This window comes from Telluria aromaticivorans (assembly GCF_013003915.1).
Taxonomy (GTDB): domain Bacteria; phylum Pseudomonadota; class Gammaproteobacteria; order Burkholderiales; family Burkholderiaceae_D; genus Telluria; species Telluria aromaticivorans.
Genome location: NZ_JABAIV010000010.1, coordinates 86,623 through 112,632 on the forward strand (window position 1 = coordinate 86,623; position 26,010 = coordinate 112,632).

Here is a 26,010-nt window from a genome sequence, read left to right on the forward strand (position 1 = left end):
TTCCACATAACCTGAGGAGATCAGCATGGCCTATGTCGACGGTTTCATCCTTCCCCTTCCAAAATCCAACATCGAGAAATACCGCGAAGTCGCCACGCGCTGCGGCGAGATATGGCGCGAGCATGGCGCGCTACAGTTCCGCGAGTGCATTGCCGAAGACGTCAAGCCGGGCAAGCTGACCTCGTTCCCGCAGGCGGTCAACCTGGAAGACGGCGAAACCGTGATCTTCTCGTGGATCGTCTACGAATCGCGCGAGAAGCGCGACGAGGTCAACGACAAGGTCATGAAGGATCCGCGCATGACGGACCTCATGAAGCCCGAGGCCATGCCCTTCGACGGCAAGCGCATGGTTTACGGCGGCTTCGACATGATCGTCGATCTCTAGCCACCCGCACTTGCATCCACGCCCGGCATGCGTGCGTCCGTGGATGCCCCAGGCGGAACTGCGCAATCTGACGAGATCCGTACCAGTCACGGCCCCGACGAAGCCCGCCACTCCTGCCGCGCCCGCCGCCCTTGGTTCACACGGGCCTGCTGCTGTCAATGCCTCCGCCCAACTTCCGCCAAAAGTGATATCCGACAACGGAAAGTGTCAAATCGCCGCGCATTTAATTGACAAGCTCCCTGACGCTATGTCAACATCAATTTCCTCAAATCAACCCACCCATCCGGAGCTATTCATGAATGCAGCCACCCTGTCGTTTTCGTCCGCCAACCTGGCATCGCAACTCGACAACTGCACCCCTGAACAGCTCGACCAGCTCGACTTCGGCGTGATCGGGTTCGATGCCGAGACCAATGTCCGTCTTTACAACGCCTTCGAGTCGCAGGCCGCCGGCCTGTCGCCGGAGCGCGTACTCGGCCAGCCGCTGTTTACCAATGTGGCGCCCTGCATGAATAATTTCATGGTCGCACAGCGCTTCGACGACGCTAACGATGAGGGTAGCGTGCTGGACGACACCATCGATTATGTGCTGACCCTGCGCATGCGCCCGGTGAAGGTTGCCCTGCGCCTGCTGGCCAGCCCGGGCAGCGCCAACCGCTACGTGCTTGTGCAGCGCGCGCCGCGCTGATGACGGTGCGTGACCAGGTGAGCGAGAACGAGCAACTGCGCGCCGAGCACGAGGCGCTGATCCAGTTCCTGTACCTGGCGCCGGTCGGCCTGGTGCAGGCCGATATCGATGGGGCGATCGCCATGATGAACCCGATCTCGGCCCAGCTGCTGATGCCGCTGTCGCGCTGCGGCGGGCTGGATAACCTGTTCACGGCGCTGGAAAGCGTGGCGCCCGACCTGCGCCACCTGTGCCTTGCCTACGACCGCCCGACCGGAAAGATATGCGACGGCCTGCACGTGCACCTGAACGCGGGGTCTACCGGCAAGACCGGGAAAAAGACCCCGCAAATCCTGGCGATCACCCTGCTCAAGCTCGACGCGCAGCGCCTGATGGCCGTCATCGACGACGTGACGCTGCAGGTGCGGCGCGAGCGCCAACTGCGCCAGAACGACGCCTGGCTCAACGCCATCCTGACCGGCATCACCGACTATGCCCTTGCAGGCATCGACGCCGAGGGCGCGATCACCGAATGGAACCCGAGCATCGGCCGCGTCACCGGCTTTGGCGAGGACGCCGTCGGCCAGCCGTATTCCATCTTCTATCCGCCAGACGCAATAACGCCGGAACGCTTGCTCGACCGCCTGCGCGAGGCCGACAACGACGGCTGGAGCCTGGATGAGGGCAAGCGCACGCGCGCCGACGGCAGCAGTTTCTGGGGCAGCGCCCTGATTGCCCCCTTGCCTGACCGCGAACCGGACGGCCCGGCCTATTGCCTGATCCTGCGCGACATCACCGACAAGCGCGAAGCGAGCGAACGGCGCCGGCGCGAAGCCTTTGGCGACTACCTCACCGGACTGGCCAACCGCCGCGCCTTTTTTGAGGCTGCCGAACAGGAGCTCGGGCGCAGCCGGGTCGTGCCGCGCTCGACCTCCGTGATCACCTTCGATGCCGACAACTTCAAGGCCATCAACGACCGCCATGGCCATCCGGGCGGGGACGCCGTGCTGCAGCACCTGGCCGCGATCCTGGCCGAAACCTTCCGCGAAGTCGACGTGGTCGCGCGCATCGGCGGCGAGGAATTCGCCGTGCTGCTGCCGTCTACCGACCTGCCTCGCGCGGCAGTGGTGGCCGAACGCCTGCGCTCCGCGATCGCCTCCCAGGTCGTGCACTTCGACGGCAGCCGCATCCGCTACACCGTCAGTGCGGGCGTGGCCTGCGTGGACAACGGCGAGGGCGGCATCGACCTGCTGCTCAAGCGCGCCGACCAGGCCTTGTACGCTGCCAAGCGCGCCGGCCGCAACCGTGTCGAACGCTGGCGTCCGGAGCTGGAGGGCACACCCGCGCGCACACCCGGGCCCCTGCCGCAGCCTGAAGGAACCAGCGATGATGCCTGACCCGAGTGACGCCTACGAAGCCCTGGTGCAGTTCCTGTACCGCGCCCCGATCGGGCTGGCCCAGATGAACTTCGAGGGTACGGTCGATATGCTTAACCCGATGGCCTCGAACCTCCTGATGCCGCTCGCTCGCGCGCCGGGTAACCAATGCGGCCTCGACAACCTGTTCGCGGTGCTCGCGCCGATCGCACCCCAGCTGCCGCAGCTGGCGCGCGACTTCGCCGGGCCCTCGGGCGTGATCTGCGAAGGCCTGCGTGCCGTGCTGCCGCCTGCCATGACGGCACCCGGCGCCCCGCAGGTGCTGGCCATCAGCCTGATGAAGCTCGACACCCACCGCCTGATGGCGGTGGTGGCCGATGCCACGCTCGAAGTGCAGCGCGAGCAGGAAACCCTGTCGCGCCGCCTGCGCAACGCGGCCCGCACCGATCTTCTTACCCGTATGCCGAACCGCGAGGCGGTGCGCGAAGAGCTGGAGCGCATGATCGCGCGGCCGGCGCCGGGCGCCGAACAGCCGGCATCGAGCTTCGCGGTGCTGTTCATGAATTGCGACCGCTTCCGCCGCATCAACGACACCCTCGGCCAGGCCGCGGGCGACGCCCTGCTGGTGCAGGTCGGCGAACGCATCCGCGGGGCGCTGCGCCCGCCGAGCGACCGCATCGAGACCCGCGGCGGTACCGGCCAGCTGGCCGCACGCGTCGGTGGCGACGAATTCGTCGTCGTACTCGATGGACTGCGCTCGCGCGAGGACGCCGAGCGCGTCGCCGGCCGCCTGCTCGACACGCTCGCGCTGCCCTACCGCGTGCAGGGTCACGAAGTGGTCTGCGGCACCAGCCTGGGCCTGGCCTGGGGCGCAGGCGGCGCACTCGACGCCGACGAAGTCCTGCGCGACGCCAGCATCGCGATGGCCGAGGCCAAGCGCGCCGGCGGCGCGCGCCACCTGGTCTTCGAATCGACCATGCGCGAACGCGCAGCGCAGCGTGCCGGCATCGAGGCCGAACTGCGCCAGGCGATCGCCGAGGAGCAGCTGTTCGTGGTCTACCAGCCGGTGGTCGGCCTGCTGCCGGACGGCGGCACCGACCACTCGGCCGGCGTCGAGGCGCTGGTGCGCTGGCGCCACCCGCAGCGCGGCGTGGTGCCGCCGATCGAGTTCATCACGGTGGCCGAGGAATGCGGCCTGATCGGCGCGGTCGGCGACTTCGTGCTGGAGCGCTCCTGCCGCGACTTCATGGACTGGCAGGCGCGCCTGGGTGAAGCCGCCCCGCGCCTGATCGCGGTGAACCTGTCGCGCGCCCAGCTGGGCCAGCCCGGCTGGATCGACAGCGTTCGCCGCATCCTGGACCTGACCGGCATGCCACCAAGCCAGCTCCAGCTCGAGGTGACCGAAAGCCTGGCCGCGCAGGACCAGGGTATCCAGCAACGCCTGCACGAACTCAAGGCGCTCGGCATCCAGCTCGCGCTCGACGACTTCGGCACCGGTTATTCGTCGCTCTCGAGCCTGCACCTGCTGCCGGTGGACACGGTCAAGATCGACCGCTCCTTCGTGAGCCAGGCCGACACCAGCCACCATCACCGCGTGCTGATCGAGGCGACCGTGAAGGTGGCGCAGAGCCTGGGCATGAAGACGGTGGCCGAGGGCATCGAAACCCAGTCGCAGGCCGACGTCGTGCGGGCCCAGTGCTGCGCCAAGGGCCAGGGCTATTTCTTTAGCCGGCCCCTGCCTGCTGGGGACCTGCTGGCTTGGTTGGCCAGCCACCAGGAGGCCCTTGCCTGAGCAGCCCCGTTAGCGCTCGGTTGGGTTCCCCCCTGCGCTTGCCGGTGCCGTAGCGCGTCTGTGCGTACCCAGCCCCAAACGGCCTGCCCTCAAATCGAGCTCAGCTGTAGGCATGTTTCGCATGTGAGTGTACGCCCTGTCCTACATTCGACAACGCTGTGTTCCTATTTCGCTCGTTGGAGCCTCCTCGCATGATGAGACACTATCCAAACTGAGGAGAAAACACATGAAGAACACATTCCAAGGCGCCCTCCTGGCGGGCTGCACGGCCCTGGCGCTGGGCGCATGCACATCGACCAATCCCGATACGACCACCGGCAGTTCGACTACCGGCTCGTCGATGAGCTCTGGCAGCACTGGCGCTGCGGGCGCAAGCGGCACCAATACCGGCACCACGAACGAGGTCATGAGCCCCACGCCGGCCCCGATGCCTCCGCCTGCCACCACAACGCCACAAGCAACCACGCCGCCGCCCACCGGCACGGATAAACGCTGGTAGGGAGTCCAAGCCCCACGCGCGATGGCATTGCCCCGTGGCAGCCATCCGCGTGCTCCTCCCGAACCCGCTGCCAGGCGTCCCGCCTGCTCTATCGCCCCTGCCCCCGCTCTCCCTGCCGGCTCCGGCGGCGACGTCATCGCCTGCCCGGCAAGTCCCTGCTGCCGCTGCACTCGGGTAGAATCGTCACGCCCACTGGCCTGACTCTCTTCCCTCTATGAAAAATTGGTTTGCGCGCTGGTTCGGCGGTCCATCCCGTCCTGGCCAGGCCGCGCCCCCCGTGCTATCTGTTGATGCGCCGGCCCATGGGTCGCCGCATGTTCCCGCCGCGGCGGATCAAGGCGTTGTAAATCCGCCACCACCGCTCGATCTCGACGTCGCGTTTTATCGCTGGTTGTCCGGGGACATCGTGCACGCCGGCGAAGCGCCGGAGCAATTGATCCTTGATGAGCTGGCGCGCCTGGTACGCCAGCCGGAGTCGGCCGCCGGCCTGGTGCCGCGCGTACCCGCCGTCATCCCGCAACTGTTGCGCAGCCTGCGCGACGAAGGCGTGTCGGCTGCCGAGCTGGCGCGCCAGGTGTCGCAGGATGTGACCCTGGTGGCGGAAGTCATCCGCGAGGTCAACAGCCCCTACCACCGGCCAACCGCCCCGGTGCGCACGATCGAGGGAGCGCTCATGCTGCTCGGCCAGAACGGCCTGCGCATGCTGCTGGCGCGGGTGGCCTTCCGTCCCGTGATCAGTGCCCAGACCGGGCGCCTGGCACGCCAGGTGGCGCCGCACATCTGGAGCCAGTCCGAACTTTGCGCACAGGCCGCCGGGATGGCGGCGCCGGGACTCGAGGCGGATCCCTTCGAAGCCTATCTCGCGGGACTGATGCAGAATGTCGGGCTGATCGTCGCCTTCCGGCTGGTCGACCAGGTGGCCGGCCCAGGCGCGCTGCCGCGTTCCGACGAATTTGCGCAGGCCCTGCAGGACAGCGCGCGCACCCTGTCGGCGCGGATCGCGGCCCTGTGGGAGCTGCCGCCGCCGGTCAGCATGGCGATCCTGCAGGCCGGCCAGCTGGACGTGCCGCCGCTGGCGCAGGCGCTCTACCAGGGTGACCGCCTGGCCAGGCTACGCCTGCTGCTGGACGCCGGCGTGGACGGTGCGCACGAGGCGGCCGCGGCGCTGACCGGCGAGCAGGCGCGCATCTTCGACAAACTAAGCAAGGCGGAGGATTGATGGGGTTCCAGATCGAGCAGAAACTGGTCATCGCGGTGGCGTCGAGCGCGCTGTTCGACCTGTCCGAGTCACACCAGGTGTATGTGGACGAGGGACCGGACGCCTACCGCGGCTACCAGGAGCGCAACCTCGATGTCATCCTCGGCAAGGGCGTGGCGTTTTCCTTCATCCGCCGCTTCCTGAACATCAACCGCTGCTTCCCCCAGGAGGCGCCGGTCGAAGTCGTGCTCCTGTCGCGCAATTCGCCCGAAACCGGCCTGCGCGTGATGCGCTCGATCGCCCACTACGGGCTCGATATCTCGCGCGCGGCCTTCATGAATGGCGGCACGCCCTATTCCTACCTGCCGGCCTTCAATGCCTCGCTGTTCCTGAGCGCGCACGAGGAAGACGTCAAGCGCGCGATCGCGATCGACTACCCGGCCGGGCTGGTACTGCCCTCGCGCATCGCCGACGACGAGGACGACGCCGAGCTGCGGGTCGCCTTCGACTTCGACGGCGTGCTGGCCGACGACGAATCGGAGACGGTATTCAAGCAGAACGGCCTGGACGAATTCCACGCCCACGAGCGCCTGCACATGGCGCGCCCGCACCAGCCAGGACCGCTGGCCGACATGTTCCAGAAGCTGGCGATGATGCAGCGGCTGGAAGACGAAGCCCAGCGCCGCGATCCGTCCTACCGCAAGATCGTGCGCATCGCGATCATTACGGCGCGCAGCGCGCCCTCGCACGAGCGGGTCGTCACCACGCTCAAGAGCTGGGGCGTGTCGGCCGACGAGACCTTCTTCCTGGGCGGGATGGACAAGGCGCGCGTGCTGTCGGTATTCCGGCCGCACATCTTCTTCGACGACCAGCTGACCCACCTGAAATCCGGGCCGGGCGGCACCATCCCTATGGTGCACGTGCCCTTCGGGATTGCCAACCGCCGCGCTGCCGAGCTGTCCTAGGACGGGCGGCCCGGCCGGGGCGTAGCGCACGGCGGCTCCAGGCGCCTTCGTCTATAATGGACAGCCCCTTTTGCGAACCTATTTGCAAGCATCCACGCGCGCTCAATGCCTTTCGACCTCCAGAAAACCCTCCCGAAGCCCGGAACCCGTTTCGCCCTGCCCAACCTGCACGGTTCGAGCGATTCGTATGCGCTCGCCACCGCCGCGCTGGCCCTGAAAGCCAAGGGGCAAATGCTGACCGTGATCGTGGCCAATGCCTCCGACGGCCAGCGCCTGCTCGATGAGATCCCCTGGTTCGCGGACGGCAAGCTGGCCTGCCACCTGCTGCCCGACTGGGAAACCCTGCCCTACGATGCGTTCTCGCCGCACCAGGACCTGGTCTCGGAGCGCCTCGCGACCCTGCATGAGATCCGCAACGGGCAGTGCGACGTCCTGATTGTACCGGCCACCACCGCGCTGCTGCGCCTGGCCCCGCCCTCCTTCCTGGCTGCCTATACCTTCTTCTTCCGCCAGGGCGAGCGCCTCGACGAAGCCAGGCTCAAGGCCCAGCTGACGCTGGCCGGCTATTCGCACGTGTCGCAGGTGATGTCGCCGGGCGAATACTCGGTGCGCGGCGGCCTGATCGACCTGTTCCCGATGGGTTCCGTGCTGCCCTACCGCCTCGACCTGTTCGGCGACGAGATCGAGACCATCCGCACGTTTGACGCCGACACCCAGCGCTCGCTCTACCCGGTCAAGGAAGTGCGCCTGCTGCCGGGCCGCGAATTCCCGATGGACGAAGCGGCGAGGACCGCTTTTCGCGGGCGCTGGCGCGAACGCTTCGAAGGCGACCCATCGCGCTCGCCGATCTACAAGGACATCGGCAGCGGCATCGCCTCGGCCGGCATCGAGTACTACCTGCCGTTGTTCTTCGAAGAGACCGCGAACCTGTTCGACTACCTGCCGAAAGAAGCGACCCTGGCGCTGGTGGGCGATATCGAGGCGGCCATCGGGCGCTTCTGGGTCGATACCGAATCGCGCTATAAATTCCTCAAGAGCGACCGCGAACGCCCGCTGCTGGAGCCGCGCGAGCTGTTCCTGGGCGCGGAGCAGTTCTTCACCTGCGCCAAGCCGCACGGGCGCTGGACCATCTCGCGGGACCCGGCCCTGCCGGCCTCGGAGCTGAGCGCGCCGATCCCCGACATTTCGGTGAACCGCCGCCTCGACGACCCGCTGGCCAGCCTGCGCGCCTTCCTGCAGGCCAGCAGCGCGCGCGTCATGATCTGCGCCGACTCGGCCGGCCGCCGCGAGACACTGCAGCAGTACTTCCACGAATACGGGCTGGAGCTGGCGCCGGTCGAAGGGTTCGAAGGCCTGCGCGCCACCGAGGCGACACTGGCGCTGGGCGTGGCGCCGCTGCAGGCCGGCTTCGAACTGACCGAAAGCCAGGCCGGGCGAATGGTCTTCATTACCGAGACCGAGCTGTATGCAGGGTCGGGCCGCCGTGCCGGCAAGAAGAAGCAGGAAGCCACCAGCCAGGTCGAATCGATGGTCCGCGACTTGTCCGAGCTGAAGATCGGCGACCCGGTGGTCCACATCAACCACGGCATCGGGCGCTATATGGGCTTGATGAGCATGAACCTGGGCGAAGGCGAGACCGAGTTCCTGCACCTGGAGTACGCCAAGGAGACCACCCTGTACGTGCCGGTATCGCAGCTGCATGTGATCTCGCGCTATTCGGGCAGCTCGCCCGAGGACGCGCCCCTGCACTCGCTCGGCTCGGCCCAGTGGGAAAAGGCCAAGCGCAAGGCCGCGGAACAGGTGCGCGACACCGCCGCCGAGCTGCTCAACCTGTACGCTCGCCGCGCCGCGCGCCAGGGCCATGCCTTCGAATATTCGAGCACCGACTACGAGAATTTCGCCGGCAGCTTCGGCTTCGACGAAACCCCGGACCAGGCCGAGGCCATCCACAACGTCATCAAGGACATGACCTCGGGCCGCCCGATGGACCGCCTGGTGTGCGGCGACGTCGGTTTCGGGAAGACCGAAGTCGCGCTGCGCGCAGCCTTCATCGCGGTCATGGGCGGCAAGCAGGTGGCTATTCTGGCGCCGACCACGCTGCTGGCCGAACAGCACGCGCAGACCTTCGCCGACCGCTTCGCCGACTGGCCCGTAAAAATCGCCGAGCTGTCCCGTTTCCGCACAGGCAAGGAGATCAACAACGCGATCAAGGGCATGGCCGACGGCACCCTCGACATCGTGATCGGCACCCACAAGCTGCTTTCGCCGGACGTAAAGTTCACCCGCCTGGGCCTGGTGATCATCGACGAAGAACACCGCTTCGGCGTGCGCCAGAAGGAAACGCTGAAAGCCCTGCGCGCGGAGGTCGACGTGCTGACCCTGACCGCCACGCCCATCCCGCGCACCCTCGGCATGGCGCTGGAAGGCTTGCGCGACTTTTCCATTATCGCCACTGCGCCGCAAAAGCGCCTGGCGATCAAGACTTTTGTCCGCAGCGAAGACGGCTCCGTGATTCGCGAGGCCTGCCTGCGCGAGCTGAAACGCGGCGGCCAGATCTACTTCCTGCACAACGAAGTCGAGACCATCGAGAACCGCCGCGCCACCTTGCAGGAACTCTTGCCGGAAGCGCGCATCGGCGTGGCACACGGCCAGATGCACGAGCGCGACCTGGAAAAGGTGATGCGCGACTTCGTGGCGCAGCGCTTCAACATCCTGCTGTGCACCACCATCATCGAGACCGGCATCGACGTGCCGACCGCGAACACCATCATCATGCACCGCGCCGACCGCTTCGGCCTGGCCCAGCTGCACCAGCTGCGCGGCCGGGTCGGCCGTTCGCACCACCAGGCCTATGCCTACCTTTTGGTGAGCGACGTGATGACCCTGACCAAGCAGGCGCAGCGCCGCCTGGATGCGATCCAGGCGATGGAAGAACTGGGCAGCGGCTTTTACCTGGCCATGCACGACCTCGAGATCCGCGGCGCCGGCGAAGTGCTGGGCGAGAACCAGTCGGGCGAGATGCTGGAGATCGGCTTCCAGCTGTATTCGGACATGCTCAACGAGGCGGTGCGCTCGCTCAAGGCCGGCAAGGAGCCGGACCTGGCCGCGCCGCTGTCGACCACCACCGAGATCAACCTGCACGTGCCGGCCCTGCTGCCGTCCGACTACTGCGGCGATGTGCACGAACGCCTGTCGATCTACAAGCGCCTGGCCAATTGCGAAAGCCAGGACAAGATCGACGGCATGCAGGAAGAACTGATCGACCGCTTCGGCAAGCTGCCGGAGCCGGTGAAGGCGCTGATCGAGACCCACCGCCTGCGCATCGCGGCCAAGTCGGTCGGCATCGTCAAGATCGATGCCCACGGCGAAGCGGCCAACCTGCAGTTCATGGTAAAGCCGCCGATCGACCCGATCAGGATCATCACGCTGATCCAGAAGAACCGCCACATCAAGCTGGCCGGCCAGGACAAGCTGCGCATCACCGCCAGCATGCCGGACCTGTCCGCGCGCGTAACGCAACTGAAACAGACCATCAAACAACTGCTTGCCTAGCCGATCGACCACTCCATGACCATGACATTGGTACTCCAGGGGCCGCAGGCCCCGCTCGAAACGCTCGAACGCCTCGCGCAACTGGCCGGGGCAGCGCGCGTTGTGCAGGTCGATGGCCACGCCCTGCGCTGCGAAGACGTCGCGTTTTCCGCGCAGGTAAAGCAGGACATCGAAGCCGCCGCCTTCGCGGCCGGGGTCGACGCCTGCTTCATCGAAGCCGGGCGTTCGCTCGGGGACTTCGGCCTGGTGGCGATGGACATGGACTCGACCCTGATCACCATCGAATGCATCGACGAGATCGCCGACATGCAGGGACTGAAACCGCAGGTGTCCGAGATCACCGAGGCGGCGATGCGCGGCGAGCTCGATTTCTCCGCCAGCCTGGCGCGCCGCGTGGCGCTGCTCGAAGGACTCGATGCTTCGGCCCTGCAGCGCGTCTACGACGAGCGCCTGCGCATCTCGCCCGGCGGCGAGGCGATGCTGGAAGCGGTGCGCGCGGCCGGACTGAAGACGCTGCTGGTCTCGGGCGGCTTCACCTTCTTTACGGATCGCCTGAAAGAGCGCCTGGCGCTCGACTACACCCACGCCAACGTGCTCGAAGTGGCGAACGGCAAGCTGACCGGCCGCGTGCTGGGCGGGATCGTCGATGCGGAAGAGAAAATGCGCACCGTGCAGCGCGTGTGCGCCGGCCTGGGCATCGATGCGCGCCAGGCCATCGTGATGGGTGACGGCGCCAACGACCTCAGGATGATGGGCATCGCCGGCCTGTCGGTGGCCTTCCGCGCCAAGCCGGTGGTGCGCAGCCAGGCCAATGTGGCGCTGAATTTCTCGGGCCTCGACGGCCTGCTCACCATCCTTTCGCAGGCCTAGGCAGCTCCATTCACAGGCCGCTGCATCCGTCACCGTTCTTCGCATCAGGGCTTTCAGGACATTGCCCTGAACTGAAGGAAACACGGCGCGCAATTTGGCAATCTAGGGAGACAGAAAGAGCTCAGACGCAGCGCAAACCTCGTGCGGCGCACGATTGGACGCGCCCCGCTGGTGGGCTATGTTGACGGTGCGGCCGCGTCGCGGTCGCATCCAATCGACAGGAGCCTGCCATGACTAACCCGGCCTTCCGCGCGTCGTCGCCTATCCCTCCCGACGCCCGCCTCCAGACGCGCATCGATGGTGCGGCGCTGGACCCGAGCCGTCGACGCGTACTCCTCGGCGTGCCGGCGCTGGCGGGCGCACTCGCCCTCGCGCCCTCGTCTGTTTCCGCGCAGTCCTGGCGTTCTGAAGGCTGGTGCGCAACCTGGGGCTGCGCCCCGGCCGGGCCGCCGCCCTCGAGCAGCACCATGAGTTTCAGCGGCCAGACCGTGCGCCTGATCGTCCGCGCCAGCATCGGCGGCAACCGGGTCCGGGTCAGGCTGTCGAACGAAATGGGCAGCACCCCGCTGACGATCGGTTCGGCCCAGATCGGCCGGCGCAACAGCGGTGTTGCCGTGGTGGCCGGGTCGAACCACCCGCTCACCTTCGGCGGCCGCACCTCGATTACGATCCCGGCCGGATCGCCCGTGCTGTCGGACCCGGTGTTCATGCAGGTCACGCCGTTTGCCGACCTGGCGATCAGCCTGTACTTCCCCTCCACCGCCAGCGGCACCACCATCCACCGCGATGCCTGGCAAGCCAGCTACGTGTCCACCACCGGCAACTTCGCTGCCAGCACCGCGTTCACGGTCGGGCGCACCATCGCGTCCTGGCCCTTCCTCACCGAGGTCGACGTCGACGGCGGCGCGCCCTCCATCGTCGCGCTCGGCGATTCGGTCACGGACGGCCAGGGCAGTTCGACCAACCTGAACCGGCGCTGGCCCGACTACCTGGCGCGCCGCGTGCAGGCGGAACTCGGCTCACTCGGACGCATCGGCGTGGCGAACCGCGGGATTGCCGGCAACCGCCTGCTGGCGGACGACCCGAATTTCCTGCTGCCGGGGCGCGAGCTGCTGGAGCGCTTCGATCGCGACGTGCTGGCCACTGCCGGAGTGCGGGCCGTGATCATGCTCATCGGGATCAACGACATCGTCTACAGTTCCGGCTCCACCTTGGTGAGGGTGGAAGACCTGGTCGGCGGCTACCGCCAGCTGATCGCGCGCGCCCACGCGCGCGGCGTCGCCATGTTCGGGGCCACCATGCCGCCGATGAACGGCTTCGTCTACTACAACGCGGCGCGCGAAGCGGTGCGAATCGGCACCAACAACTGGCTGCGCTCATCGAACGAATTCGATGCGGTGATCGACTGGGACCTGGCGCTGCGCGACCCCGACGCGCCGGACCGCCTGAACCCCGCCTTCAACAGCCGCGACTGGCTGCACCCGAACGATGCGGGCTACCAGGCCATGGCCGGCGCCGTGCCGCTGGACGAGCTGGCGAACTTCATCGTCTGACGGCGGGCGCGCGGCGCGGTGCTTCCGGTCGCGCGCGGTGTGTAACACTCTGTAATAGCGCGCGGCACATCTGGGCGAAGTTTTTTATCATGGAGGAATCAGGAGGACCGCCATGAAAAAACTCATCTTTATTACCGCAGCGCTGGCCGTGCTGGCCGGCTGCGCCGCGCCGGGACCGAACCCGTACGGCAGCCGTAGCTATGGCCAGCCTGCCGATCCCGGCCAGTGGCAAGTCGTGTCGGTGACGCCGGTACCGGTCGGTACCGGCGCCCGCGCCGCCGCAGCCGGCGAGACCGGCACCACCTACAGCAGCGCACCGGTGTATGCCCAGCGCGCACCGGTGTATGGCGCGCAGCCGGTGTATGGAGCTCAACCAGTGTACGGCGCCAACCCGGTGTATGTGCCGCAGCCGGTGTACGTGCCCGAACCGGTGTACCAGCCGCGCTATTACTACCCGCCGGTCTCGATCGGCCTCGGCTTCAACTTCGGGCGCGGCTGGGGACACCATCGCGGCTGGGGCGGCCATATCGGGACCCGCTTCCCCTTCCATTACCGCCGTTGATGCGGCGAGGCCGGCAATTGCCGGCCTTTTTTTTCGTCCGTACCGCGGCTAAATGACCCCTCAGTGCCCGGTCAGTGCCCATGCGAGCGTTCGTAATCGTCCGCTTCAGCCTTGTTGGCATGGACGATGCCGTCAGGGTGCTCCGGCGGGGTGTACAAGGTGTACAGGCGCATCGGCTCCCTGCTGGAAGTATTGATGACATTGTGCTCGGTGCCGGCCGGGATCACGACCGCGACGCCGTCTTCCAGCGCGTGCTTCTCGCCGTCCAGGATCGCCACGCCCTGGCCCGCTTCCACGCGGATGAACTGGTCATGGCCTTCGTGGTGCTCCATCCCGATTTCTTCGCCAGGCTGCAAGGTCATGATGACAAGCTGGCTGCGCTGGGTGGTATAAAGCACCTCGCGGAAATTGTTGCCGGCGAGGGTCTTCTGTTCGATATTGATGCTATAGCCCGACATTATTGTGCTCCCAATGGTTCAAGGTATACGACGAGCGCCGCGTCGTGCTGATTTTATAAGAACGGGGGGGAACGCGTGGGCTGGGCCCGGACCGTGTGCTCAGCCGGGACGGGACGCGCCGAACAGGTCGTGCGCATCGAGCAGCGCATAGGCGATCTCGGGACGCCCGTTGAGGCAGCGCCTGACCGCCGCCGGCACGTTCTGACGCGTCTTCTTGCACAGCCCCGGCTTATCTTCCAGCACGACGATGATGCCGCGCACGGTGCGCACCTCGTTCGGTCCCGGCTCGATGCGCAGCTCGGCGCCCAGGTTCTTGTGGATGAGCGCCTGCACGTGGCGCAGGTCGTCATAGGTCTCGATGCGCTCGATGCGTTCGATCAGTTTCTGTTCCTGCAGGCGCGTCAGGGCCAGCGGGCGCTGGTCGGCCTGCGGGTCGGCCAGCACGCGGTCGCGGCCGCACACGCAGGCGCCCGGCGGGCACTGAGTGCGGATGGGAAAAGCCGGTGGTGAAACGGGATCGGTCACGCTGTCAACAATGAGGGCCTAAGGTCGGGGAGCCGGGAGCCGGGCAGCCGGGAGTTGCGGCCAATTCTACATCAGCGCCCAGGCCGCCGAGCAGGCTGCGCATGCGCTCGTAGTGCGAGCCCTTCCAGTAGACACGGCCACAGGCGTCGCAGGTGGTGAACTCGTCGCGGGTGGCCGCCACCCGCGGCGGCAAGCGCTGCAGCACCTCTTCAATGGCGGCCGCGCGCAAGGGCAGGTTGCAGTGCAGGCAAAGCGAAAACGCACGTACCCCGCCGCCCAGCCGCAAGCGGGAAAATAGTTCTCGCAGCTGCCCCGGCGGGTCGATCGCGTGGACATAGCAACCGAGTTCCACCGTGCGGCGCTTGAGCAGTTCGCGGTCGCGCGTCAGCAGCACGCGGCCTTCTTCGCGCGCGATCCGCTCGATCTCCTGATCATGGAAGCCGTTGTCGTACAGGGTGTCGTAGCCGGCCATGCGCAGCAGCCGCGCCAGGCCGCCCAGGTGGGCATCGGCCACGAAATGCAGGCGCCGCGCGGGCCATGTACGCAGCCGCTGCAGCGGCTGCACGTCGAGCGTACCGAAGGCCGGATACACGGAAACGCGGTCGGCCTCGCGCAGGATGTGGTCGAAGCCTCCGGATTCGCCGTTGACCAGCATCAGCTCGACCTCGGTATGCGGCACGCCAAGCGCCTCGATCATGTGCTTGGTGGTGGCGTCGCGCGCGCATGCCACCGTGATGTCGCGGCCACGTCGCCCGCGCGGCAGGAAGTCGTTCAGCCCGTCGTAGAAACGAAAGGTGGCGCTCACCATGGCGGGTTCCGGATGGCCTCCTCGTCGAGCTGCAGCCCCGCCGGGCCGTGCACCAGTTCCAGTGCGTTGGCGGTCGCCTCGCCGGACGCCGTATTGTCGAAGATGCACCAGCAGGTGCTGCCGGCGGCGGCGCGTTGCGCCAGGGCGCGCCGTACCGACTCGACGTATTCCGGCGTGTAGCGCGAATAGTAGATGCGCGGTGTGCCATGCAGGCGCACGTAAACCGCATCGCTGCTGGTCGGCACGTGCGGGCCCGGCTGGCCGGCCGCCGGGTCGGCGATCACGCGCGTCACGCGGCTCTCGAGCAGCAGCTCGGTGGCCGCCTCCGAGAACCAGCCCGGATGGCGCGCCTCGAAGGCGACGCTGCAGCCGAAGATCCCGTGTAGCTGGCGGAAGAACTCGCGCGCGGTCTCGTCGACGAAGCCGAACTTGGGCGGCAGCTGCACCAGCAGGCAGCCCAGCTTCTCGCCCAGCTCTCCCGCCTCGGACGCGAACTGCACGAGCTGCTCCTCGACATTCTCCATGCGCGCATCGTGCGTGATCGCGCGCGGCACCTTGACCGCGAAGCGGAAATCCTCGGGCACGCAGTCGGCCCATTTGGCGTAGGTGGCCGGGCGGTGCGGCCGGTAGAAGGACGAGTTGATCTCCACCGCCGGGAATACGGCGGCGTAGCGCTCCAGGTGGCTGCCCGCTTCGGGGAAGGAGCCGGCCGAGGCCTTGGGCAGGCTCCAGCCTGCGCAGCCGGCCAGCAGGCGCGGGGTCGAGAAATCGTGTTTCGTCATGTGGGTGTTCAAAGTGACAATGCGCTGATTCTAAGAGTTACCCCGCCGGCGCGGCGCATGGCTGGCCACGGCAGACTGCGGCAAACCGGCGATCGGCTTAGAATAATCGCACTGCCACAGAACGAAGGAGTACCCGATGAGTGACCCGATCCATGTCGTCTGCCCCCAGTGCGACGCCGTCAACCGCCTGGCCCAGCAGCGGCTGCGCGATGCGCCGGTCTGCGGCAAATGCGCGCAGGCGCTGTTTGCAGGCCAGCCGCTCGAGGTCGACAGTGCCCGGTTCACGAAACACGTCGCGCGCAACGACCTGCCGGTGCTGGTCGATTTCTGGGCCCCGTGGTGCGGGCCGTGCAAGATGATGGCGCCCCACTTTGCCCAGGCGGCCGCGCAGCTCGAGCCGGCGGTGCGGCTGCTGAAGGTGGATACGGAGCGCCACCAGGAACTGTCGGCGCGCTTCGCGATCCGCAGCATCCCGACCATCGCACTGTTCAGGGGCGGCAGCGAAATCGCGCGCCAGGCCGGGGCGATGGATGCCAGGGGCATCGCCGCCTGGGTGCAGGCACAACTGCCCCACGGCTAGCGCTCTTGGGTTATCATTCGAGCAACTGCAGGCCAGCTCGCCCACGGTTCTTACTTACTTTTTAACCGGAGAACGCAATGTCCCAGCAACTCGTCCTGGACCGCAACGTGGAGGATGCCAAGCAGTTCGCACGCATCCTGTACATCGCGCACGCCCTCACCTTCTTCTTCTCGGTCGGCACCCTGTCGATCCTGGTGCTGATCGTGAACTACGTCAAGCGCCCCGACACCCATGGCACGATCGTCTATTCGCACCACACCTGGATGATTCGTTCCTTCTGGTGGTACCTGGTGTGGATGGTCGCGGGCGGTGTCCTGTGGGTCACCCTGATCGGCATCCCGATCGCGATGGTGATCTGGGCCCTGGCCTGGCTGTGGATGGCCTACCGCATCATCCGCGGCTTCCTCGACCTGAACAGCAACAAGCCGATGCCGGTGTAAGGCAGCAGATCGTCAAGCACGCGCCAAAAGAACGGGCGCGTCATCCAGGCAATGAACCTGGGTGACGCGCCCGTTTTTCGTCAGGCTTGCCGCGACAGCCAGCCCGGAAACCGGACCGGCCCTGTGCTTAATAGACCGGGAAGCCGAAGCCGTCCTGGGCCTGCACACCCACCAGCATCGCAGCCTGGCCATCGGTACCGCTGCCCGCAGCATCCTGGCCCGGCAGCGACACCTCGAGCTTGCTCGAACCACCCAGCAGGTTGACCCACAGGTCCGCCAGGCCGCCGAAGTCGTCCTTGTCGGTATCCTTGCCTGGTGGCGGCGCGTCTTCGCCGTTGCCCCAGCCGTTGTTGCCATGGCTGACCGACAGCTTGAACACGTCCGACACCGACATGCTGCCGGCGGTGCTGCCGGTTGCCGCGACCTTGTCGGTGGCGGTGACGCGCACCTCGATCGTGCTGGTCGTCTTGGGCGCCATGCCGGAGAAGGTGCCGGTGGCGGCATCGAACTTCAGCCACGAAGGCAGGGCCGCACCATTGGCCAGCTTGGCCGAGTAGGTCAGCGTATCGCCCTTGTCGATATCGGTGAAGCTGTTGGCCGGCAGCTGGAACGAGAAGGCCTTGTTGAAGTTGATGTACTTGTCGGACAGCGCCTTCGCCAGTTCCGGCGCATCGTTACGCCCCAGTACCGTCACGTCCATCGACGAGGCGATCGCGGTGCGGCCATCCATCACGGTGTAGTCGAAATGATCGACCACCGAGGCATTGCGGCCCAGCGACTGCACCTTGTCGGTCAGGCTCGCCAGTGCGTAGACGAAGCTGCCGTTCGGCAGCACCGTCAGCACGCCGTAGTTGCCGAAATCGACGTCCGTCACCACCTTCAGCGATTTGCCGCTGTCGTTCGACAGCACATTGCCCAGGATGATGAACTGGTCTTCGGTGATGGATGCGGTATCGGCCTGCAGCACCGGCTTCTGGGCTTCGCCATTGATGGTGATTTCCAGGTTTGCCGCCTTGCTGACGATGCCGTCGCTGGCCTTGTAGAGGAAGGTCTCGACCAGCGACTGGCCAAGTTCCAGCGCCTTGACGACCGCGTTCTCGCTGTTGACCACGTAGCTGTAGCTGCCGTCCTGCGCCAGTTCGAGCGTGCCGTAGATGCCGGCGTACGAGCCTGCGGTGGAGACCGTAAGCTTGGTGCCGGTATCGACGTCGCGGTCGTTGGCCAGCACGTTGCCGGTGACCGGCGCCTTGCCGCCGGCGCCGACCTGGCCTGCGTCGGCCACCACGACCGGGGCATCGTTGGTGCCGGTGACCGTGATATCCAGTCCCGACACGACCTGCACCACGCCGTCGGTAGCGGTATAGCTGAACGATTCGACCACCGACTCACCCTGCGCCAGCGCATGCACGCGGGCCGATGCGCTATCCAGCACATAGGTGTAGCTGCCGTCCGCGGCCAGCGCCAGGCTGCCGTACTTGCCCGCGTAGGTACCGGCGGTGGCGACCCTGAGCTGGGTGTCAGCGTCGGCATCGCGGTCGTTGGCCAGCACGTTGCCGCTGGCGCCAGGGCCGCCTGCCGCGACCGCTGCCGTGTCGAGGGCCACGACCGGTGCTTCGTTGGCGCCGTTCACGGTGATCGCCAGGCTGGACAGGATCGATGCGATGCCGTCGGTCGCCGCGTAAGCGAAGCTGTCGACGGCCGACTGGCCCGCAGCCAGCGCGCGTACCGCGGCGCCGTCCGAGTCCAGCGTGTAGGTGTAGCTGCCGTCCTGCGCCAGCACCAGGCTGCCGTAGGTGCCGGCGAAGCTGCCCGCTTCGGCCAGGACCAGGCTTGCGCCGGCGTCGCGGTCGGTATCGTTGGCCAGCACGTTGCCGCTGGCGGAGACTGCGCCGTTTGCGGCGACCTGCGCCACGTCGGCGCTTACGACCGGAGCGTCATTGGCGCCGGTGATCGTGAATTCCAGCGCGGCGCTGGTCGAGCCGGCGCCGTCGGTGGCGGCGTAGGTGAAGCTGTCGACTACCGACTGGCCTTGCGCCAGCGACTGCACTTTCGCGTCGTCGTTGTGCAGGCTGTAGGTATAGCTGCCATCGACGGCCAGCACCAGGGTACCGTAGGCGCCTTCGTAGCTCCCCGGCGTGCCCACCACCAGCTGGGCGCCGGCGTCCGCATCCTTGTCGTTGGCCAGCACGTTGCCGGTGGCGGCGACTGCGCCGTCTTCGGCGACGGCTGCCGCATCCGCACTCACGCTTGGCGCGTCGTCGGCGCCGGTGATCGTGACCTGCAGGACTGCCTCTTTCGCGATGCTGCCGTCGGTGGCGGCGTAGCTGAAGCTGTCGACCACGACCTGGCCCTGGGCCAGCGACTGCACTTTTGCGTCATTGTTGTGCAGGCGGTAGGTGTAGCTGCCATCGAGGGCCAGCACCAGGGTGCCGTAGGCGCCTTCGTAGGTACCGGGGGCGACGACGGCCAGCTGGGCGCCGGCGTCCGCATCCTTGTCATTGTCCAGTACATTGCCGCTGGCTGCGACGGCGCCGTCTTCGCTGGCCTGCGCGGTATCCGCGCTGACGACCGGGGCGTCATTGCTGCCTGCAATGGTGATCTTCAGCGAGGAGCCGGTCGCCACGATGCCGTCGGTGACGGAGAAGCCGAAGCTTTCCTCGAGCTGCTGGCCCTGGGCCAGCGCCTGGATCCTGGCGTCGCCGCTGTCCAGGGTGTAGACATAGCTGCCGTCCGCTGCGATTTCCAGAACGCCGTAAGTGCCGGTGTAGTTGCCTGGTGCGGCGACGGCCAGCTTGCTGCCTGCGTCAAGGTCGCTGTCGTTGGCCAGCACATTGCCGCTGGCGATAGCGCTGCCTTCGCTGGCCTGCGCCGTATCGGCAGTCACGGCCGGGGCATCGTTGGTGCCGGCAATGGTGACCTGCAGGGTCGAGCCGGTGTTCGCGATGCCATCGGTGACGGCGTAGCTGAAGGTATCCAGCAGCTGCTGGCCCTGGGCCAGCGACTGGATGGCGGCAGCGCCGTTGTCCAGGATGTAGGTGTAGCTGCCGTCGGCCGCGATCTCCAGCGTGCCGTAGGCGCCGGCGTAGCTGCCAGGTGCCGCCACCTTCAGGCTCGTGCCGGCATCGATGTCGCTGTCGTTGGCCAGCACGTTGCCGCTGGCTGCCGGGCCGTCTTCGCTGGCCTGCGCGGCATCTGCGGTCACGCTTGGCGCGCCGTTGGAACCCGCGATGGTGATCTTCAGCGACGAGCTGGTAGCCGAGATGCCGTCGGTAACGGCAAAGCCGAAGCTCTCCTCTAACTGCTGGCCCTGGGCCAGCGCCTGTACCTGCGCGTTGCCGCTGTCCAGGGTGTAGCTGTAGCTGCCGTCGGCCGCGATCTCCAGCTTGCCGTAGGTGCCGGCATAGCTGCCCGGCGCCGCAACCGCCAGGACCGTGCCGGCATCGACATCGCTGTCGTTGGCGAGCACGTTGCCGCTGGCTGCCGCGCCGCCCTCAAGGGCCTGCGCCACGTCCGCGGTCACGACCGGGGCGTCATTGGTGCCGGCGATGGTGACCGTCAAGGTGGAACCGGTGCTGGCGACGCCGTCGGTGACGGCATAGCCGAAGGTCTCGACCAGTTGCTGGCCCTGGGCCAGCGACTGCACGCGCGCATCGCCGTTGTCCAGCGTGTAGCTGTAGCTGCCGTCGGCCACCACCACCAGGGTGCCGTAGGTGCCGGCATAGCTGCCCGGGGCCGCGATCTTCAGGGTCGTGCCGGCATCGGCATCGCTGTCGTTGGCGAGCAGGTTGCCGCCGGTTGCCGCGCCGTCCTCAAGCACCTGGACTGCATCGACGCCGGCGCCCGGCGCCTGGTTGGCGCGGGTGACCTTGACTTCGAGGGTCGAGGCCGAAGTGGCGATGCCGTCAGTGGCGGTGTAGTCGAAACGCTCGGTCAGCACGCCGCCGGCAGGCGCCGTGGCGATCGAGGCATCGAGGGTGTAGGTATAGCTGCCGTCCTGTGCCAGTACCAGGGTGCCGTAGGCGCCGGTGAAGCTGCCGGCATTCGCCACCTGCAGCACGGTGCCCTTGTCGATGTCGGTGTCGTTGGCCAGCACATTGCCGTTCACGGCCTTGGCCTGGGCTTCGTCGAGGGTGGCCTTGTCGAGCGTGGCCACCGGGCCGTCGTTGCTGCCCGTGACCTGGACGTTGACGACCGCGGTCGAGGTGCGGCCCAGGTTGTCGCGGACGGTATAGGTGAAGCTGTCCTTCAGGACTTCGCCCTGCGCCAGTTCCTGGAAGCGGGCGCCGATGTCGTACTGGACGGTGTCACCAGCCAGCGCCACGGTCGCGCCGAGGGTGGAGGCGCCGACCGAGACCAGGCGCGCGGCCGGGTTGGTGTCGTTGGCCAGCAGGTCAGCCGCGGCGATCTGCACCACGCCGCCATCTTCGCGCGCGGTCACGCTGTCGGCGAGCGCCACCGGCACGCCGCCCAGCAGGCCGACCATGCCGGCTCGGTCGAGCGAACTGCCGTTGTCGAACACGATGCGGTTCACGCCTTCAGTCTGGCCCAGCCAGCCGGTCAGCACCACGCTGTCGGCGGTGCCCTTGATGCCCAGCACCAGGTCGTTGCCCGACTGGGTGGCGACCAGGTCGCCCTGGACGATGTTCGCGCCAAAGCGCAGCACGTCGGCGCCCTGCGTGTCATTCACGCGGTCCGCGCCGTCGCCGCGATTGAAGCGGTAGGTGTCGTCGCCCGTGCCACCCGCCAGGGTGTCGTTGCCGGCCGCACCAGCCAGGGTGTCGTTGCCGGCGCCCCCAAGCAGCGCATTCGCGCCGGCGTTGCCGGTGACGGCGTTATCCAGTTCGTTGCCGCTGCCGTCGATGGCGCCGGTGCCGGTCAGGGTCAGGTTCTCGATATGCGCAGCCAGGCTGTGGCTGATGCCGGCCAGTACCGAATCAAGGCCCTCGCCTGCGATTTCGATGGTCGTGTCGTTCGCGTCGTCGACCACGTAGCTGTCGTTGCCGGTGCCGCCGCTCATGGCGTCGGCGCCGAGGCCGCCGTCGACCGTATCGTTGCCGCCGGCTGCGTTGATGGTGTCGCTGCCGGCGCCGCCGGCCAGGGTATTGGCCGCGTCGTTACCGGTGATGGTGTTGTCCAGGGCGTTGCCGGTGCCGTTGCTCGCGGCAGTGCCGGTCAGCACCAGGTGCTCGACGTTGGCGCCCAGCGTGAAGCTGGCGCCGGCACGGACGGTGTCGGTGCCGCCGCCCACTGCCTCGTTGGCCAGGTCGCTGCTGACGTCGACGATGAAGGTGTCGTCGCCGGCGCCGCCGCTCATGCTGTCGGCGCCCGCGCCGCCGTCGATCAGGTTGGCGCCGGCATTGCCGGTGATGATATTGCCCAGGGCATTGCCGGTGCCGTCCAGGTCGTCAAGGCCGGCCAGGACCAGGTTCTCCAGGTTCGCGCCGAGCACGTAGTCGATGCTCGAGGTAACGGTGTCGGTGCCCGCGTTGAGCGCTTCAAGCACCACGTCGCCGGCTTCGTCGACGACGTAGCCATCGTTGCCTGCGCCGCCCTGCAGGTTGTCGGCGCCAGTGCCGCCGTCCAGGGTGTCGTTGCCGATGCCCGCCAGCAGCGTATCGTTGCCGGCGCCGCCATTCAGCTGGTTGCTGCCGGCATTGCCGGTGATGACGTTATCCAGCGCATTGCCGGCGCCATTGGTGTTGACGGTGCCGGTCAGGACCAGGTTCTCGACGTTGTCGGCCAGCGTGTGGTTGACGCCGGCCTGGACGGTGTCGAGGCCTTCGGCTTCCAGCTCATTGACCACGTCGGCGGCGCTGTCGACGATATAGGTGTCGTCGCCGCTGCCGCCGGCCATCGTGTCGGCGCCAACGCCGCCATTGAGCACGTCGTTGCCGGCATCGCCATTGAGTGCGTCGTCGCCCGCGTCGCCGCTCAGGGCGTCGTTGCCTTCGCCGCCGACCAGGGTGTCGGCCCCGACATTGCCGTTGATGGTGTCGTTGCCGGCCTTGCCGTCGAGGACGTTGGCCCCAAGGTTGCCGTTGATGATGTTGTTGAGTTCGTTACCGCTGCCGTTGATGTCGGCCGCGCCGGTCAGGACCAGGTTCTCGACATTGTCGGTCAGGGTGTAGGTAATGCTGGAGTTGACCACGTCGGTGCCGGCAGTGCCGGCTTCCAGCACGATGTCGCCGTCGTTGTCGACCACGAAGGTATCGTCGCCCAGGCCGCCGGCCATGCGGTCGCTGCCCAGGCCGCCGTTAAGGAGGTCGTTGCCGGCATCGCCGTCGAGCTGGTCGTCGCCCGCTTCGCCGTTGAGCGCGTCGTTGCCGTCGCCGCCGCTGGCCACGTCGTTGCCCTCGCCTGCGTTGACCGTATCGATGCCGGCGCCGGCGCTGGTGATGTTGTTGCCGCTATTGCCGGTGATGACATTGTTCAGCGCATTGCCGTGGCCGACCAGGTCGCTGGAGCCGGTCAGGACCAGGTTGTCGACGTTGGCCGCCAGCGTGTAGTCGATGCTCGATTCGACCGTGTCCACGCCCGTGTTCACGCCTTCGGTGACCAGGTCGCCCGCGTTGTCGACCACATAGGTGTCGTTGCCCGCACCGCCGGACATGCTGTCGGCGCCGAGGCCGCCGTCGAGGCGGTCGTTACCGGCGGCATCCGTCAGCGTATCGTTGCCCAGGCCGCCATACAGCGCATTGCTGCTGATGTTGCCGATGATGGTGTTGTCGAGCTCGTTGCCCGTGCCGCTGACCAGCGCGTTGCCGGTCAGGGTCAGGTTCTCGACCTCGGACGTCAGGCTGTAGTCGATGCTCGACTGGACGGTGTCCAGGCCTTCGCCAGCGGCTTCGTTCACCGCGTCGCCCGCGTTGTCGACCACATAGGTGTCGTCGCCGGTGTTGCCGGCCATGCTGTCGGCGCCAGTGCCGCCATTCAGGAAGTCGTTGCCTTCGCCGCCGACCAGGCTGTCGTTGCCTGCATTGCCGTGGAGGGTGTCGTTGCCTTCCAGGCCATCCAGGCTGTTGTTGGCCGCATTGCCGTTGATGACGTTGTTCAGGACATTACCGGCGCCGTTCAATTCGGCAGTGCCGGTCAGGGTCAGGTTGTCGGTGTTCGAGGTAAGCGTATAAGTGATGCTGGACTCGACCAGGTCGATGCCCGCGCCTTCGTCTTCACCGACCAGGTCGCCGCCGTCGTTGACGACATAGGTGTCGTCGCCGATGCCCCCAAGCATGCGGTCAGCACCCAGGCCGCCGTCGATGCGGTCGTTGCCGGCGTCGCCGTACAGGGTGTCGTTGCCGCCTTCGCCATTGATCAGGTCGTTGCCGTCGCCGCCGTTGACCGTGTCGTCGCCCTCGCCGGCATTGACCGTATCCACGCCCGCATCGGCGTTGATCGTGTTGTTGCCGGCGTTGCCGGTGATGGTGTTGTTGAGCGCGTTGCCGGCGCCTTTCAGGTCTTGCGTGCCGGTCATGGCCAGGTTCTCGACGCCTTCGGTCAGCACGTAGTCGATGCCCGACTGCACGGTGTCGAGGCCGCCATTGAAGGCTTCGACCACCAGGTCGCCCGCGTCGTCGACGACGTATACGTCGTTGCCGAGGCCGCCCTGCATGGTATCGGCGCCCAGGCCGCCGTCGAGGGTGTCGTTGCCGCCATTGTCGACCAGGGTGTCGTTGCCGGCGCCGCCAAGCAGGGCGTTGCTGCCGCCGTTGCCGGTGATCGTGTTATCCAGTTCGTTGCCGGTGCCGCTGATCGCGGCGGCGCCGGTCAGGGTCAGGTTCTCCACGAAGGCGCCCAGGGTGTGGCTGGCGCTTGCCATCACCTTGTCGCTGCCTTCGCCGTCGTTCTCCACCACCACGTCGCCCGCGTTCTCGACGACATAGGTGTCGTCGCCGCTGCCGCCCACCAGGCTGTCGGCGCCGAGGCCGCCGTCGAGGCTGTCGTTGCCGTCCAGCCCATACAGGGTGTTGGAGGCGCCGTTGCCGCTGATGCTGTTATTGAGTTCGTTACCGCTGCCGTCGATGCCCAGCAGGCCGGTCAGCACCAGGTTCTCGACGTTGCCGGTCAGGGTGTAGCTGATGTTCGACTGGACGGTGTCGGTGCCGGCACCCGCCGCTTCGATCACCAGGTCGCCGGCGTTGTCGACCACATAGCTGTCGTTGCCAGTGCCGCCATCCATCTGGTCCGCACCCTGGCCGCCGATGAGGCTGTCATTGCCGGCGCCGCCGCTCAGGCTGTTGTTGCCGATATTGCCGGTCAAGACGTTGTCCAGGGCGTTGCCGGTGCCGTCGATGGCCGCGTCGCCCGTCAGGATCAGCTGTTCGACATTGTCGGTCAGGCCGTAGCTGATGCTGGAGCGGACCGTGTCGTTGCCGGCGCCGGCCGCTTCGCTCACCACGTCCCCGGCGTCGTCGATCACATAGCTGTCGTCGCCGGTCCCGCCCTGCAGGCTGTCGGCGCCGCTGCCGCCGTCGAGCGCATCGTTGCCCCCATTGCCCACCAGGGTATCGTTGCCGCCGCCGCCGTTCAAGGCATTGCTGCCGTTGTTGCCGGTGATGCTGTTGTCTTGCGCATTGCCGCTGCCGGCAGTGCTGGCGTTGCCCGTCAGGACCAGGTTCTCGACGTTCTCGGACAGCGTGGTGCTGACGCTCGCCTGGACCGTGTCGGTGCCCTCGCCCGCCTTTTCCACCACCACGTCGGCGCCGCTGTCGACGATATAGGTATCGTCGCCCTCGCCGCCAACCAGGGTATCCGCACCTGCCAGGCCGTTCAGGACGTTGGCGCCCGAGTTACCGGTGATCACGTTGTTGCGCGAATTGCCGGTACCGTTGATGTCGGCAGTGCCGGTCAGTACCAGGTCATCGGTGACGGAGTTCAGCGTGGTGGTGACGGAAGCGGTAGTGGTGGTCATGTTTTTCCTTGTTGAGCCTCTGACAGGCTTTTCCAAAACGCAAGTTAACTTACTATTGGGAAATAGTAACATGAAAGTTTCCACATGGAA

The 26,010-nt window shown here is 66.9% G+C and carries 18 protein-coding genes; 13 read left to right on the forward strand and 5 right to left on the reverse strand.

Annotated features, from left to right (window positions below; translation table 11 throughout):
* Positions 1-25 precede the first annotated feature (25 nt).
* From HGB41_RS21140 to HGB41_RS21190, 11 genes are all read left to right on the forward strand, one after another.
* Entirely contained in the window at positions 26-385 is a 360-nt protein-coding gene (locus HGB41_RS21140) for a DUF1428 domain-containing protein (RefSeq protein WP_171088213.1), read from the forward strand.
* Positions 386-680: 295 nt separating this feature from the next.
* Positions 681-1,073: a phosphonate transporter gene (locus tag HGB41_RS21145; RefSeq protein WP_171088215.1), complete on the forward strand. Its 393-nt coding sequence runs from the start codon at positions 681-683 to the stop codon at positions 1,071-1,073.
* Positions 1,073-2,449, forward strand: coding sequence for a sensor domain-containing diguanylate cyclase (locus tag HGB41_RS21150; RefSeq protein WP_171088217.1), 1,377 nt, complete (start codon positions 1,073-1,075; stop codon positions 2,447-2,449). Before HGB41_RS21145 ends, HGB41_RS21150 begins: the two co-directional genes overlap by 1 nt.
* A complete protein-coding gene (locus HGB41_RS21155) occupies positions 2,439-4,220 on the forward strand; it encodes a putative bifunctional diguanylate cyclase/phosphodiesterase (protein ID WP_171088219.1) in 1,782 nt (593 codons plus the stop codon). Before HGB41_RS21150 ends, HGB41_RS21155 begins: the two co-directional genes overlap by 11 nt.
* 226 nt (positions 4,221-4,446) lie before the next feature.
* Positions 4,447-4,719, forward strand: a complete 273-nt coding sequence (locus tag HGB41_RS21160; protein WP_171088221.1) for a hypothetical protein — start codon at positions 4,447-4,449, stop codon at positions 4,717-4,719.
* Between the two features lie 277 nt (positions 4,720-4,996).
* Positions 4,997-5,938, forward strand: coding sequence for an HDOD domain-containing protein (locus tag HGB41_RS21165; RefSeq protein WP_371868566.1), 942 nt, complete (start codon positions 4,997-4,999; stop codon positions 5,936-5,938).
* Positions 5,938-6,882, forward strand: coding sequence for a 5'-nucleotidase (locus tag HGB41_RS21170; RefSeq protein ID WP_171088225.1), 945 nt, complete (start codon positions 5,938-5,940; stop codon positions 6,880-6,882). Before HGB41_RS21165 ends, HGB41_RS21170 begins: the two co-directional genes overlap by 1 nt.
* A 105-nt stretch (positions 6,883-6,987) precedes the next feature.
* The gene (gene mfd, locus HGB41_RS21175) at positions 6,988-10,434 is read left to right on the forward strand and encodes a transcription-repair coupling factor (RefSeq protein ID WP_171088226.1); all 3,447 of its coding nucleotides are present in this window, start codon (positions 6,988-6,990) and stop codon (positions 10,432-10,434) included.
* Positions 10,435-10,455: 21 nt separating this feature from the next.
* On the forward strand, positions 10,456-11,304 hold the full coding sequence (serB, locus tag HGB41_RS21180) for a phosphoserine phosphatase SerB (RefSeq protein WP_171088318.1): 849 nt from the start codon (positions 10,456-10,458) through the stop codon (positions 11,302-11,304).
* Between the two features lie 230 nt (positions 11,305-11,534).
* Complete coding sequence (locus HGB41_RS21185) at positions 11,535-12,857, forward strand: SGNH/GDSL hydrolase family protein (protein ID WP_171088228.1); 1,323 nt, start codon at positions 11,535-11,537, stop codon at positions 12,855-12,857.
* A gap of 112 nt (positions 12,858-12,969) precedes the next feature.
* Positions 12,970-13,419: a membrane lipoprotein lipid attachment site-containing protein gene (locus HGB41_RS21190; RefSeq protein WP_171088230.1), complete on the forward strand. Its 450-nt coding sequence runs from the start codon at positions 12,970-12,972 to the stop codon at positions 13,417-13,419.
* Between the two features lie 71 nt (positions 13,420-13,490).
* On the opposite strand, the gene HGB41_RS21195 is transcribed toward HGB41_RS21190, so the two are convergent.
* The 4 genes from HGB41_RS21195 to HGB41_RS21210 form a co-directional block, all read right to left on the reverse strand.
* On the reverse strand, positions 13,491-13,877 hold the full coding sequence (locus tag HGB41_RS21195) for a cupin domain-containing protein (RefSeq protein ID WP_171088232.1): 387 nt from the start codon (positions 13,875-13,877) through the stop codon (positions 13,491-13,493).
* Between the two features lie 99 nt (positions 13,878-13,976).
* Positions 13,977-14,339: a hypothetical protein gene (locus HGB41_RS21200; RefSeq protein ID WP_371868567.1), complete on the reverse strand. Its 363-nt coding sequence runs from the start codon at positions 14,337-14,339 to the stop codon at positions 13,977-13,979.
* 67 nt (positions 14,340-14,406) lie between these two features.
* Positions 14,407-15,210 (reverse strand): Mut7-C RNAse domain-containing protein, encoded by an 804-nt coding sequence (locus tag HGB41_RS21205; protein ID WP_171088237.1) that lies wholly within the window; start codon positions 15,208-15,210, stop codon positions 14,407-14,409.
* Complete coding sequence (locus HGB41_RS21210; protein WP_171088239.1) at positions 15,204-15,992, reverse strand: DUF72 domain-containing protein; 789 nt, start codon at positions 15,990-15,992, stop codon at positions 15,204-15,206. Before HGB41_RS21210 ends, HGB41_RS21205 begins: the two co-directional genes overlap by 7 nt.
* Positions 15,993-16,128: 136 nt before the next feature.
* Between HGB41_RS21210 and trxC the strand changes: the two genes are divergently transcribed.
* Together trxC and HGB41_RS21220 are read left to right on the forward strand one after the other, a co-directional pair.
* Positions 16,129-16,572, forward strand: coding sequence for a thioredoxin TrxC (gene trxC / locus HGB41_RS21215; RefSeq protein WP_171088241.1), 444 nt, complete (start codon positions 16,129-16,131; stop codon positions 16,570-16,572).
* A 77-nt stretch (positions 16,573-16,649) separates the two neighbouring features.
* Positions 16,650-17,012, forward strand: coding sequence for a DUF4870 family protein (locus HGB41_RS21220; RefSeq protein ID WP_171088243.1), 363 nt, complete (start codon positions 16,650-16,652; stop codon positions 17,010-17,012).
* A gap of 127 nt (positions 17,013-17,139) precedes the next feature.
* Here the strand turns inward: HGB41_RS21220 and HGB41_RS21225 are convergent, their stop codons facing one another.
* Positions 17,140-25,920 carry a VCBS domain-containing protein gene (locus HGB41_RS21225; protein ID WP_171088245.1) on the reverse strand — a complete coding sequence of 2,927 codons (8,781 nt, stop codon included), beginning with the start codon at positions 25,918-25,920 and terminating at the stop codon, positions 17,140-17,142.
* Positions 25,921-26,010 lie beyond the last annotated feature (90 nt).

Excerpts from the sequence above, each read along its gene's own strand:
- HGB41_RS21140 (WP_171088213.1), top strand. The coding sequence starts at position 26 with ATGGCCTATGTCGACGGTTTCATCCTTCCCCTTCCAAAATCCAACATC.
- HGB41_RS21145 (WP_171088215.1), top strand. The coding sequence starts at position 681 with ATGAATGCAGCCACCCTGTCGTTTTCGTCCGCCAACCTGGCATCGCAA.
- HGB41_RS21150 (WP_171088217.1), top strand. The coding sequence starts at position 1,073 with ATGACGGTGCGTGACCAGGTGAGCGAGAACGAGCAACTGCGCGCCGAG.
- HGB41_RS21155 (WP_171088219.1), top strand. The coding sequence starts at position 2,439 with ATGATGCCTGACCCGAGTGACGCCTACGAAGCCCTGGTGCAGTTCCTG.
- HGB41_RS21160 (WP_171088221.1), top strand. The coding sequence starts at position 4,447 with ATGAAGAACACATTCCAAGGCGCCCTCCTGGCGGGCTGCACGGCCCTG.
- HGB41_RS21170 (WP_171088225.1), top strand. The coding sequence starts at position 5,938 with ATGGGGTTCCAGATCGAGCAGAAACTGGTCATCGCGGTGGCGTCGAGC.
- mfd (WP_171088226.1), top strand. The coding sequence starts at position 6,988 with ATGCCTTTCGACCTCCAGAAAACCCTCCCGAAGCCCGGAACCCGTTTC.
- serB (WP_171088318.1), top strand. The coding sequence starts at position 10,456 with ATGACATTGGTACTCCAGGGGCCGCAGGCCCCGCTCGAAACGCTCGAA.
- HGB41_RS21185 (WP_171088228.1), top strand. The coding sequence starts at position 11,535 with ATGACTAACCCGGCCTTCCGCGCGTCGTCGCCTATCCCTCCCGACGCC.
- HGB41_RS21190 (WP_171088230.1), top strand. The coding sequence starts at position 12,970 with ATGAAAAAACTCATCTTTATTACCGCAGCGCTGGCCGTGCTGGCCGGC.
- HGB41_RS21195 (WP_171088232.1), bottom strand. The coding sequence starts at position 13,877 with ATGTCGGGCTATAGCATCAATATCGAACAGAAGACCCTCGCCGGCAAC.
- HGB41_RS21205 (WP_171088237.1), bottom strand. The coding sequence starts at position 15,210 with ATGGTGAGCGCCACCTTTCGTTTCTACGACGGGCTGAACGACTTCCTG.
- HGB41_RS21210 (WP_171088239.1), bottom strand. The coding sequence starts at position 15,992 with ATGACGAAACACGATTTCTCGACCCCGCGCCTGCTGGCCGGCTGCGCA.
- trxC (WP_171088241.1), top strand. The coding sequence starts at position 16,129 with ATGAGTGACCCGATCCATGTCGTCTGCCCCCAGTGCGACGCCGTCAAC.
- HGB41_RS21220 (WP_171088243.1), top strand. The coding sequence starts at position 16,650 with ATGTCCCAGCAACTCGTCCTGGACCGCAACGTGGAGGATGCCAAGCAG.
- HGB41_RS21225 (WP_171088245.1), bottom strand. The coding sequence starts at position 25,920 with ATGACCACCACTACCGCTTCCGTCACCACCACGCTGAACTCCGTCACC.